Raw genomic sequence first — 11,769 nt, forward strand, 5'->3', positions numbered from 1 at the left:
TTGAATATCCATGGTATTATGGCTTAAAAATTACTTAGTTTATCGAAATATCCGTTGTTTATCATAGAATTAATCTTTTGTGTTATATCTTTGATTGTCTAATTTTTACAAATATGGGCTCCAAAAAAAACATCATTCTTTTAAGTTTGTTTTGTTTCTTCTTTCTTGAGGTTTCTGCTCAAGTGGGTATTGGTACCACATCTCCAAGTGCATCTTCTGCTTTAGATATAGAAAGTGATGACTCAGGGGTTTTGATTCCTCGAGTAGTTTTAACTGATACTTCATTATTTGCACCTATTTCTTCTGCTCCCGAAGAAAGTTTATTAGTTTATAACACAAATACTATTAATGATGTTTCTCCGGGATATTACTATTGGAAAAATTCAAGTTGGAATCGTATAAATGATAATTCAGACAAAGTGTATGGTGAAATTTATAATGACGAAATTCCTAGTTTACTATATTATCCAGATATGCAAGATATGGATGTCACTGAGCCAATAAGATTTGGGAATACGGGAGCAGTGAAAGGTGTAACGCCTATTCCTCATTCTCCTTCTTCGTTTGAAGGGTTTGAAATTGTTAGGTCAGGGGTTTACAGAGTATCTTATTCTATTTCTGTTATAATGTACAAACAGTTAATAGTAGTACCTCCAGAAGATCCACCATCGGCAGTAAGAGTCGGTTTTTATTTGACAACAGGAGACGTAGTTATTTCTGGAGATAATTCTGACCTTCTTAACAACAGAATACCAGGTTCTTTTTCTCGTGGTCGAATAACTTATTTAGGGCACACTTCATATAGTATGAGTAAAATCGTCCATCTAGACGAAGGTGATAATATTCGTTTGTTTAATACTCAAACTTTAGCTATTATTTATGTAATTCCCGATACAGGAACAATGAACGTTGAATTAATTCAAGCGGATTAATGCACAAAAGTTTTGCCCTGTAATAATGCATTTAAATTGGTACAAAATATAAAAAGAGAGCATGTTACATGCTCTCTTTTAAGTTAAATATTTTTTTAAGTTTAAAGAATGTTCAATTCTTTCATGCATTTGTGCATCGTGTTATAAGTACGTTCAATGTCTGCATCCAATCCAATAGAAAAACGAATCAATCCATCGCTTAAGCCCATTTCTTTTTGTTCCTGTTCAGGAATTTCAGAAGAGGTAGAACTTCCGGGAGCCGAGAATAAAGTTTTATAAAACCCTAAACTCACAGCTAAATATCCTAAGTTTTTTTCTTGCATTAATTCCATTAATGCATTGGCTTTATCTATGGAACCAACGTCAATAGTTAACATACCTCCAAACCCATATTTTTCATTCATCATGGATTTAAATAAATCATGTGAAGGATGCGATGCCAATCCTGGATAAACCGTTTTTAAACCTAACTTTTCAAATTTTTCAGCTAAATACGTGGCGTTTAAACTGTGTTGTTGCATTCTAATATGAAGCGTTCTTAAGTTCTTTAAAACTGAAGCAGCTCTTAAACTGTCCATTGTGGCACCTAATAGCATACAAGCTCCATCATTTACATTACGTAAATCGTTTATAAATTCCTGTGTTCCACAAACAACACCTCCAACCGTATCGCTAGAGCCGTTGATGAATTTTGTTAAACTATGTATCACAATATCAGCACCTAATTGGATAGGCGAAATAGATAAAGGTGAAAATGTATTATCAACGATTAGTTTCAAATTATGTTTCTTAGCTAATTTTGCTAGACCTTCAATATCTGCTACTTCTAATAGCGGGTTACTAACAGATTCGCAATAAAGAACTTTAGTGTCTTTGGTAATAGCTGCTTCAACAACATCCAATTTGGTGATGTCCACAAAAGAGGTTTTAATAAGGAATCTAGGAGCAAAATTCTTTAGAAAAGCATAAGTTCCGCCATAAATAGTTCTACTAGAAACAACATGATCGCCAGCACCACAAAGTTGCATGATAACTGGAGTAATAGCTCCCATTCCAGAAGCAGTTACATTAGCAGTTTCGGTGCCTTCCATAGCTGCAAGGGCTTCACCTAAATATAGGTTAGAAGGTGTAGAATGACGAGAATATAAATAACACCCGTCAGCATTACCTTCAAAGGTATCGAACATGGTTTTCGCCGATAAAAAAGTGTAGGTTGAAGAATCCGAAATAGACGGATTCACACCTCCAAATTCTCCAAAATATTGTAAGTCCTGTATGTTGTTTGCTGGTTTAAATGCCATATGTAATTTGTTTTAAAGTTTAATGTGAAGTAAATATCTGTATTAATAGACAAATTATCAACTGTATATAAAAATATTAGATTTTAAATCTATCAATTGTTATTTTTGTAGATTATTAATAAGTTTAAAATGAATTTTATTCCTTTAAACTGAAAATTTTTCAAAAATGACTTTTGACGCCATCGACAAAAAACTATTGCTCTTATTGCAAGCCGATAGTAAACAAACCAATAAAGAACTTTCAAATAAATTAAATCTTTCCGTTACAGCGGTGTATGAACGGATTAAGAAGCTGGAAAATAATGGCGTTATTTCAAAATATGTCGCTTTGGTTAAAAAGGAAAGGGTTGAAAAGAGTTTTGTGGCTTTTTGTCATATCAAACTCATTCAGCATACTCAAGATTATGTGGTAAAATTTGAAAAAGAAGTTGCCAATTTATCGGAAGTTTTGGAATGTTATCATATTAGTGGCGATTATGATTACCTTCTAAAAGTAATAGTTAAGGACATGGAAGCTTTTAGAGAGTTTATGGTAAATAAACTTACAACCATCCATCATATTGGGAGTACCCACAGCATGTTTGTGATAAATGAAGTGAAACATACTACAGCTATAAACATATAATTTATATCTTGTAAAAGATTTCTAAACTAAATCCATGCTTCTAAAACAAATTAAAAGTATTTATCACGATATATTTAAATCGTACGATAGTCCTACTTTAACACACCATATAAAGAAGATTATTGAATTGGATGCCTATTTACCTTATAGTTCGACGTTTTTCTGTATCACAAATACACAAAATTTAACCTTCGAATTTATAAGTAAAAACATGACTTCCTGTATTGGTTTAGAAAAGGATGAATTATTGAAGGAAGGCATGCGCAATTTTTGGAATCGGATTCATCCTGAAGATATTGAATTGTGGTTAAAAGCATTAAATGATTTGATGGTTTTCACCTTAGCCGAAATCCCACTTGATAAAAGAAGTCATATGAATTACACTTGGAATTATAGGCTTAAAAACGCTAAAGGTGTTTATGTTAACATTGTGCAAAATACAACACCATTAGAGTTTGATGCAGGTATGAAACCCATTATTGGATTGGCTCATTATACGGTTTTAGATTCTAAAATTAAAATGCCTATAACCGCAACTGCCAAACTTCTAAATGAGAAGAATGAATACGAAACTAAATATTTTAATAATTTCTCACATAAGCTTTTAACTAATGGATTGAGCAATCGAGAACGAGATGTTATTAGGTTATTGACCATTAATAAATCGAGTAAAGAAATTGCAGAAAGCCTTAATATTAGTCCGAATACAGTAGATACACATAGAAGGAATATTTTAAAGAAGTTAAACATTTCTTCCACAGGAGAATTAGTTGGAATGCTTAAAATAAACAAGAATTTAGTGTAATTTCTTAAAATTACTCAAATTGAGTATTGTGAGAACCTTAAAAGAGCCTCAAATTTGTATAGCTATTAATTAGTTCGTAGGGAGAATTAAGTATAAGCTAGAGCAACCTAACTTTATTGTTGGTGTTGCTCTTGTTTTTTTTAATATAATAGGAAATATAGGCTAATTTAGGATTTACTTTTTATTGCCTTCCCATAAAACATTTGTACTTTTGTATTCGATTTAAAAACTTTGTCATGCTAAATAAGCCTGCACAAAATGCAGTCGAAGTGAAGCATCTTTATAAATAATAAATACTTTTATATGAATTCATACGATGTAGCCATTATTGGTTCTGGTCCTGGAGGTTATGTTGCAGCCATTCGTTGCGCACAATTAGGAATGAAAACCGCCATAATAGAAAAATACTCAGTTCTTGGGGGAACTTGCTTAAATGTAGGTTGTATTCCAAGTAAAGCTCTTTTAGATTCTTCTCATCATTACGAAGATGCTATTAAGCATTTTGAAGAGCATGGTATTGATATTCCAGGCGACATCAAAGTAAATTTAAAACAAATGATTGCCAGAAAGCAATCGGTTGTCGACCAAACTACTGGTGGTATTGATTTCTTGATGAAGAAAAACAAGATTGATGTCTATCAAGGTTTAGGAAGCTTTAAAGACGCCACTCATATTACTATTAAAGGTGAAGAAGAAACTGAAATTGAAGCAAAAAACATCATTATTGCTACAGGTTCAAAACCTTCAAGTCTACCTTTTATCACTATTGATAAAGAAAGAATTATTACTTCAACCGAAGCTTTAAAACTTACCGAAATCCCTAAACATTTAATCGTAATTGGTGGAGGTGTTATTGGTTTAGAGCTTGGACAAGTTTATAAACGTTTGGGATCTGAAGTGTCTGTTGTTGAATATATGGACAGAATTATACCAACTATGGATTCTGGTTTGTCTAAAGAATTAAACAAAGTTCTTAAAAAGCAAAAATTCTCTATCAACACGTCGCATAAAGTGAAATCTGTTGAAAGAGTAGGAGATGAAGTGATTGTAAAAGCCGATAATAAGAAAGGTGAAGAAGTTGAGTTTAAAGGGGATTATTGCTTAGTTTCTGTTGGACGTCGTCCGTATACAGATGGTTTAAATGCTGAAGCTGCTGGTGTGAAGTTAAACGACAAAGGTCAAATAGAAGTTAATGAGCATTTACAGTCAAATGTTTCAAATATATACGCCATTGGAGATGTTGTAAAAGGAGCTATGTTAGCACATAAAGCTTCAGAAGAAGGATCTTTAGTTGCTGAAATTATTGCAGGACAAAAACCACATATCGACTACAATTTAATTCCAGGTGTTGTTTATACATGGCCTGAAGTTGCATCTGTTGGAAAAACAGAGGAGCAATTAAAGGAAGCTGGAGTAGACTATAAAACAGGACAATTTCCAATGCGCGCTTTAGGTAGAAGTAGAGCAAGTATGGATTTAGACGGATTTGTAAAAATTCTTGCAGATAAAAATACAGATGAAATTTTAGGAGTTCATATGATTGGTGCTCGTGCAGCAGATATGATTGCTGAAGCTGTTGTAGCTATGGAATATAAAGCTTCGGCTGAAGATATAGCTAGAATGTCTCATGCACATCCTACATTTGCAGAAGCAACTAAAGAAGCCGCGTTAGCAGCTACAGAAAATAGAGCTTTGCATATATAATAAATTCTTGCAGCTTTGTTTAACGAAGCTTTAGCGGAGTTGAAAAGCAAGAATTCGGAAATTCAGCGAAGCTAATCTGGTAATAGGATTTTCAAAACAAAAAAAGCAACCAATTTTGGTTGCTTTTTTTGTTTTATTACATGTCCCTATTTTTTATCACCAACAAAACCTAATCCCAATGCTGCTAAGCCTAATCCTATAGTAACATAAGAATCTGTATTGTCTTGAGCTACGAATCTTAAATCACCAATACTTACAGAGGCTTCTGGAGCAATTAACGTATAGATCCCATATCCTAATAGTAGAACACCAACTATTAATAGAATTTTTTTTACTAACTGCCTCATAATCTTACTGTTTAATATCCCTTTAAATGTAAGACATTTATTTTGAATCTAAAATTTCAAATTAAAAGTACTTTCAACAACTATTTTGCTCATGAAACTATTAAAAAGGTAATTTTATGGATTCCGGATTAATAAAATCTTTAGAATATGGATTTTCAAGAAAGCTTAATGGGGGCTTTTGAAATTTAAGAATATCGTCTCTTTCAATTCCGTAAACCTGCCAATAATTGGAAAGTAACTGGGCAAATATATTTTCATCCCATAATCCGAAGACAGGTTGCTTCCCATTAGTTTCAACTTCTATTACAACGCCATGTTCTTGGTTTTCAATTTTGTATTCTGGTTTATACTGCAAGATATAATCCGAATAATGAAATCTAGCGTACAACTCTTCAAACTGAACCGGATGCAAAACATGACCTTCCATTTTTTCGAGAATCTCATTTTGATTTTCTCTAATAACACCATTATCTTGTAGGCATGCAATAAAACCAAAACCATTAACTCCAAACTGGAACATTAAATTAACTGCATCATCGCGATAACTAAAAATATCGGAGGAATATTTGAGAGGAAAAACCACAATACTCCATGGTTTTTTTCCAATAAAAGAAACTGGTTCTATTATAGATTGCAACATTAAATGGAAATAACCAAAGCGTTCCTTAAGAGCCCCTGCAAGTTCAAATTCTTCACCTTGCTTTAATAATCTGTCTCTTTCATAAAGCATTTCGTAGTATAACAAACCATAAACCATGCGGCCAGTCCATTGAAAAAGCAATTCTTGATCTAGAGATGCCATGCCTTCAAATCCATTTTTGTAAGCTTCTTGAACTTTGAGGTCTAAGGCATCAAAAGCTGCCTTTACTTCCACGGAACAAGGTACTTTTAGATCTGCATAAGTATAAGATTTGGTTTTATCCATCATCTCAATTCTTTCTTCTCCAAATTTAAAATGATTTAACAGCCATTCCGGAAAGACGGTCATTTTTTCATTTGTTAAAGCTCCGGTAAGGAAGCAAAAATGTTCATCGAAAATCAAATCCTTAAATGGATTAAAAAGTGCTTGGGACATAAATAGTTTAAAAAATTAAGTTTTGAAATTTTTACAAATATAGCCATAAACGATTGTTTACCCCACCCAATTTTTATAGAAATTATCTTAGAATTTAATGGGAACTAGTTCACTGTTTTCTAATTATGATAATGGGAGGAAAGCTACAAGTTAACACTCAATTGCTTTTATTCTTATTTCATTTAGATTATAGAGTACCTAACTAAATTCATCAAATTTTATAATTATATGTTAAAATGTTTTATATTTCTAACCGTTTGTTTAGTTTTGTCCTGTAATTAAAAAATGCATTCGTTTTCACGAAAAGTAAACATGGCAAGAAAGAAAGAATATTTAGAAGCAGACGTTATTGATAAGGCCATGAATTTATTCTGGCGTAATGGCTATGAAAATACCTCTATGAAAATGCTCGAGAAAGAAATGGGCATCAATAAGTTTTCGATATATTCTAGTTTTGGTAGTAAGTATGGTGTTTTTACAGAAAGTATCAAATCTTATAAGGAGAAGACGCATTATATGTTTGAAAAGTTTGAAAAGGCCTCGAATGGGGTTGAAGACATCAAACAGTTTTTTTACGACTCTGTAGATGTATGCAATCAAAATGGGAATGAAAAAGGTTGCTTTCTTACCAATACTTATAATGAGTTCTCAGAAAGTGAAGATGAGGAATTAAAAGATCAGCTTAATTCTTTTATGGTTCATCTTAAAAAGCTTTTTATTGAAAAACTAAGAATGGACGGATCTAAAGATGAAGATACCATATTGAAACAAGCTAATTTTTTGGTACTAGCAAAACATGGTCTGGCTGCGGCAACTAGAGTTAACAATCAAAAGGAAATTGAAGATTACATTGAAATGACCTTCAAAAATATATAAACATTTTTTTTACATTTTAACTAAACAATTGTTTAGTTATTTAATAACAATACAAATAAAAACAGAAATTATGACAACATTAAAAATTCAAACAATCGAATCAGCACCAGAAGGTAGCAAAGCATTATTAGAAAAATCTCAAAAAGCTTATGGAATGGTCCCTGGATTACATGGTGTTCTAGCTGGATCTCCAGAAACACTTGAAGCGTACCAAACCTTACATGAGTTATTTACAAATACGTCTTTTAACAATGAAGAACTAACAGTGGTATGGCAAACCATTAATGTAGAACACGCGTGTCATTATTGCGTGCCAGCTCATACTGGGATTGCAAAAATGATGAAAGTTGATGATGCTATCACTGAAGCTTTACGTAACGAAACTCCTCTTGAAAATTCTAAATTAGAAGCTTTACGTACCATGACCTTAACTATTGTTCGTAATCGCGGACATGTTTCTTCTGAAGATTTAAACTCGTTTTACGCTGCGGGTTATGGAGAGGAACAAGTATTAGAAATTATTTTAGGACTGTCTCAAAAAGTAATTAGTAATTATACCAATCATATTGCAAATACGCCTGTAGATGCAGGTTTTAAAAAGTTTGCTTGGTCTAAAGAGAATGTGGAATCTTAATCACCACATAATTTGATTAATAGCTTTAAACCTTCCGTTATATTTGCGGAAGGTTTATTAATTTTAAAAAACATATAATTATGATAAAAGTATCGGTAATGTATCCAAACAGTCAAGGTGTACAGTTTGATGTGGATTATTATAAAAATAATCATTTACCTATGATTTCTAAAGCAGTAGGAAGTGCCTTAAAAGGGTTAGAGTTAGATTTAGGAATTGGAAGTAGAGTTCCCGGAGAACCTGCTCCTTATGTTGCTATCGCTCATTTATTATTTGATGATGTAGCCTCTTTTAAAGCATCTTTCGGTCCACACGCCGAAACCTTTGCTGCTGATATAAAAAATTACAGTAATGTAAAAGGAGAACTTCAAATTAGTGAACTTATAATATTCTAAAAGATGAAAGAAAAATTAAAAATTGATATCGTTTCAGACGTTGTGTGTCCTTGGTGTACTATTGGATATAAACGTTTAGAAAAAGCCATTTCTGAACTTGGTATTCAAGATCAAGTAGAAATAGAATGGCAACCTTTCGAATTAAACCCGAATATGCCTGCAGAAGGTCAGAATGTCAATGAACATATTTCAGAAAAATATGGTTCAACCTTAGAGCAACAAAAAGAATCAAAACAGCACATGACTGAAGTTGGAAAAGAACTTGGTTTTACATTCGATTATTTTGACGACATGCGCATGGTAAATACCTTCGATGCACATGTATTATTAGAATATGCCAAAGAATTTGGGAAACAAACCGAATTAAAAATGCGCTTAACAACTTCTTTTTTTAGCGAACGTAAAGATGTGTCTCAAAGAGAGATATTAAAACAAGCTTTATTGGATGTTGGTTTAAATGCAGAAGAAGGCTTAGCAAGATTGGATAATGATGAAGCGAGAAAGGAAGTTCGTTCTAAAGAAGATTATTGGAAAAATTTAGGTGTTAATTCTGTACCAACTATTGTTTTTAATAGAAAAAGCGCAGTAACAGGTGCACAACCTGTGGATACTTTTAAACAAGTACTTAAAGAATTAATTGCATAATAATAGCACGTATAAATATGAATAAAGGCGAATTAGATGCTTTACTAGAAACAAAACGTAAAGAAGCTGCAGGTAAATTTACCGAAGAAAAAAGTCGCATTTATGCCGATGGTATTCAAAGTGTCGCAGATTCTGGGATACTAGATAACGCTTTGAATGTAGGAGATAAAGCGCTAAATTTTACTTTAAAAAATGCTTTAAATAAGTCTGTTTCTTTATTCACAGAATTAGAAAACGGACCGGTCATTTTAACGTGGTATCGTGGTGGATGGTGTCCTTATTGCAATATCACCTTACACTATTTACAGGAAAAATTACCTGAATTTCAAAAAGCAGGAGCAACCCTTATGGCTTTAACTCCTGAGTTACCTGATAACTCTTTAAGCACTTCGGAAAAAAACAAATTAGAATTTACAGTTTTAAGTGATGTGGGAAATAAAATAGGAAAAGAATATGGCGTTGTCTTTCAATTAACAAAGGACGTTGCATCCATTTACCAAGCTGGATTTGGTTTACATGAAAAGAATGGGGACGATAGCGACCAATTACCTCTGGCCGCAACTTATGTAATTGATACTAATGGAATTATTCAATATGCATTTTTAGACGCAGATTATAGAGAAAGAGCAGAAGCTACAGAAATACTTTCTGCCATAAGAAATTTGAAATAAGTCATCTAGAAACTATGTAATTGACAGCAAAACTGGCTTATTCCATAATAATAGTTTCATTAATTATAAAGTAAGAACAAAGTGTGAATTTTCAACTTAAATGAAACACACTTTGTTCTTCATATGGTATCAAAGAAATGGGGATACTTTTATTCGCTTCCAGTGAAAACTACTGTTTCAGTATAAATGTGTTAAATTAGTTATTTTCAAAACTCCATGAAAACTAGCTTCCTAATTGGAATTCTTTTTGGTAAGACTTTATTTTCCTGTACACCGAAAAATGAAAATCTATATATTTTTCCTTGTATTTTTATATTTCTAGATTCTAAATTTAAAGATGTTTAGACCTTACCCATAATTTTAATAGCAAGCAAATTGGTTGTATTTTTGTAAGTTCTAAGTATAAATTAAGACTTTTAAGACATACTTAGAACTTCGGAAGTAATTAAAATTAGTAACTTCGGAATAATTAGAGAGATACTTAATCCTAACTTAGTCTATCTAATCGCTTAAAAAAACATATGGAACAAAACTACACCTTGTCAAATACACTAAAAGAAGTTAGAGAATATACCTTTCAAATTTTAGATAAATACTCCAATCTTAATGTATACACTAACATTAACCTGTTATATCGTATTGAAAAAAATATAAAAACTATTTTATTGGAAGTAGACTATCAAAACATCGATTTTGATGCTTTGTTTTTAGCAAATTACATTCAAGTCATAGAACAGGTTGAAAATAAATCCAAACAATTAGAATTCGGACAGAAATCTCAGTATTTAGATGTTGTAGCAGAACAATTACACGCGAAATTTAATTTTAGTAAAGAGCTTATTGAAAGAGCTAAAAATATAGCTGTTGAATCCTATCCCAAGCATGAAGCAGAACTTGTTGAATCGAAAATATTAAGCGATGCATTTGTTATGGATTTTGCATGTAATCAAGGTCGAAGTAGATTAAAATCTCTTTACGAGCAAATGATTCTTAATGATTATAACTTATCAAAAACTAATTGGTATGACATTTTAATTCCATTTCTTGAAACGCATAAAACTTATACTAATTATGGGCAAAGAGAAGTGCAGCCATTAATTGATAAGTTAATTACAGACCTTAAAAAAGAAAGAAAAGAAATTGAAAAAAATAAAGTCCTTTTAGTCCAAAAAGAATTAAAAATTAGTGACGAGGAGATCAAAAAGTTAAAAAAGGGCTTGTCTAAGATTAAAGATCGGGACGATAGGGGTATTCAAACACTTTTTAGAAACACCTCCAAAAACCATTATAAATTAAATCAAATGGTTGATGGAAAAGCCCGAATTATGATTACAGTCAATGCCATCATTCTATCCTTAGTTATTGGTAATGTTATCGGGAAATTTGCCGAAGGTTTTCCAAATAATATTCCAGCTATTATTATTTCTATTGCTAATATCGTTTCAATCACCTTCGCCATTATATCTATTACTCCAAATAGAACCCAAGGTAATTTTACTGAAGAAGAAATTAGAGGTAAAAAAGGAAACTTGTTATATTTTGGAAACTTTTATAACATGCATTATCGCGATTTTGAATGGGCTTTTTTACAAATGCTTCAAGACAAGGATTATTTGTACTCTTCCATGATCAAAGATTTTTACTATCAAGGTCAAGTACTTCATAAAAAAAACCGAGCGATAAGAGTGTCCCTATATGCCTTTCTATTCGGACTTGCAGCAACTATTTTTGCTCATTTAATGATAACTTGTTTTTAATA

General features: G+C 32.0%; 13 protein-coding genes. 10 read left to right on the top strand and 3 right to left on the bottom strand.

Annotation, left to right across the window (positions count from 1 at the left end):
• The first annotated feature begins 113 nt into the window (after positions 1-113).
• Entirely contained in the window at positions 114-932 is an 819-nt protein-coding gene (locus IEV77_RS07685) for a phage tail-like protein (protein WP_188463488.1), read from the top strand.
• A 101-nt stretch (positions 933-1,033) separates the two neighbouring features.
• Here the strand turns inward: IEV77_RS07685 and IEV77_RS07690 are convergent, their stop codons facing one another.
• Positions 1,034-2,233: an aminotransferase class I/II-fold pyridoxal phosphate-dependent enzyme gene (locus IEV77_RS07690; RefSeq protein WP_188463491.1), complete on the bottom strand. Its 1,200-nt coding sequence runs from the start codon at positions 2,231-2,233 to the stop codon at positions 1,034-1,036.
• 166 nt (positions 2,234-2,399) lie between these two features.
• On the opposite strand from IEV77_RS07690, the gene IEV77_RS07695 reads away from it, so the two are divergent.
• From IEV77_RS07695 to lpdA, 3 genes are all read left to right on the top strand, one after another.
• Positions 2,400-2,858: an Lrp/AsnC family transcriptional regulator gene (locus IEV77_RS07695; protein ID WP_188463493.1), complete on the top strand. Its 459-nt coding sequence runs from the start codon at positions 2,400-2,402 to the stop codon at positions 2,856-2,858.
• 34 nt (positions 2,859-2,892) lie between these two features.
• A complete protein-coding gene (locus IEV77_RS07700; RefSeq protein WP_188463495.1) occupies positions 2,893-3,663 on the top strand; it encodes a LuxR C-terminal-related transcriptional regulator in 771 nt (256 codons plus the stop codon).
• Between the two features lie 303 nt (positions 3,664-3,966).
• Positions 3,967-5,367 (top strand): dihydrolipoyl dehydrogenase, encoded by a 1,401-nt coding sequence (gene lpdA, locus IEV77_RS07705; protein ID WP_188463497.1) that lies wholly within the window; start codon positions 3,967-3,969, stop codon positions 5,365-5,367.
• A 146-nt stretch (positions 5,368-5,513) separates the two neighbouring features.
• Here the strand turns inward: lpdA and IEV77_RS07710 are convergent, their stop codons facing one another.
• Both IEV77_RS07710 and IEV77_RS07715 read right to left on the bottom strand, forming a co-directional pair.
• Positions 5,514-5,714, bottom strand: a complete 201-nt coding sequence (locus tag IEV77_RS07710) for a hypothetical protein (protein ID WP_188463499.1) — start codon at positions 5,712-5,714, stop codon at positions 5,514-5,516.
• Between the two features lie 100 nt (positions 5,715-5,814).
• The gene (locus tag IEV77_RS07715; protein ID WP_188463501.1) at positions 5,815-6,789 is read right to left on the bottom strand and encodes a hypothetical protein; all 975 of its coding nucleotides are present in this window, start codon (positions 6,787-6,789) and stop codon (positions 5,815-5,817) included.
• A gap of 312 nt (positions 6,790-7,101) precedes the next feature.
• On the opposite strand from IEV77_RS07715, the gene IEV77_RS07720 reads away from it, so the two are divergent.
• The 6 genes from IEV77_RS07720 (at position 7,102) to IEV77_RS07745 (ending at position 11,767) form a co-directional block, all read left to right on the top strand.
• Positions 7,102-7,665: a TetR/AcrR family transcriptional regulator gene (locus tag IEV77_RS07720; protein ID WP_188463503.1), complete on the top strand. Its 564-nt coding sequence runs from the start codon at positions 7,102-7,104 to the stop codon at positions 7,663-7,665.
• 70 nt (positions 7,666-7,735) lie between these two features.
• A complete protein-coding gene (locus IEV77_RS07725; RefSeq protein ID WP_188463505.1) occupies positions 7,736-8,299 on the top strand; it encodes a carboxymuconolactone decarboxylase family protein in 564 nt (187 codons plus the stop codon).
• Between the two features lie 80 nt (positions 8,300-8,379).
• The gene (locus IEV77_RS07730; RefSeq protein ID WP_188463507.1) at positions 8,380-8,694 is read left to right on the top strand and encodes an EthD family reductase; all 315 of its coding nucleotides are present in this window, start codon (positions 8,380-8,382) and stop codon (positions 8,692-8,694) included.
• A gap of 3 nt (positions 8,695-8,697) precedes the next feature.
• Positions 8,698-9,339, top strand: a complete 642-nt coding sequence (locus tag IEV77_RS07735) for a DsbA family oxidoreductase (protein WP_188463509.1) — start codon at positions 8,698-8,700, stop codon at positions 9,337-9,339.
• A 17-nt stretch (positions 9,340-9,356) separates the two neighbouring features.
• On the top strand, positions 9,357-10,010 hold the full coding sequence (locus IEV77_RS07740) for a peroxiredoxin-like family protein (RefSeq protein WP_188463511.1): 654 nt from the start codon (positions 9,357-9,359) through the stop codon (positions 10,008-10,010).
• A gap of 521 nt (positions 10,011-10,531) precedes the next feature.
• Positions 10,532-11,767, top strand: a complete 1,236-nt coding sequence (locus IEV77_RS07745; RefSeq protein WP_188463513.1) for a Pycsar system effector family protein — start codon at positions 10,532-10,534, stop codon at positions 11,765-11,767.
• Positions 11,768-11,769: the final 2 nt, after the last annotated feature.

The sequence above is a fragment of the Xanthomarina arctica genome (assembly GCF_014638915.1).
Taxonomy (GTDB): Bacteria; Bacteroidota; Bacteroidia; order Flavobacteriales; family Flavobacteriaceae; genus Xanthomarina; species Xanthomarina arctica.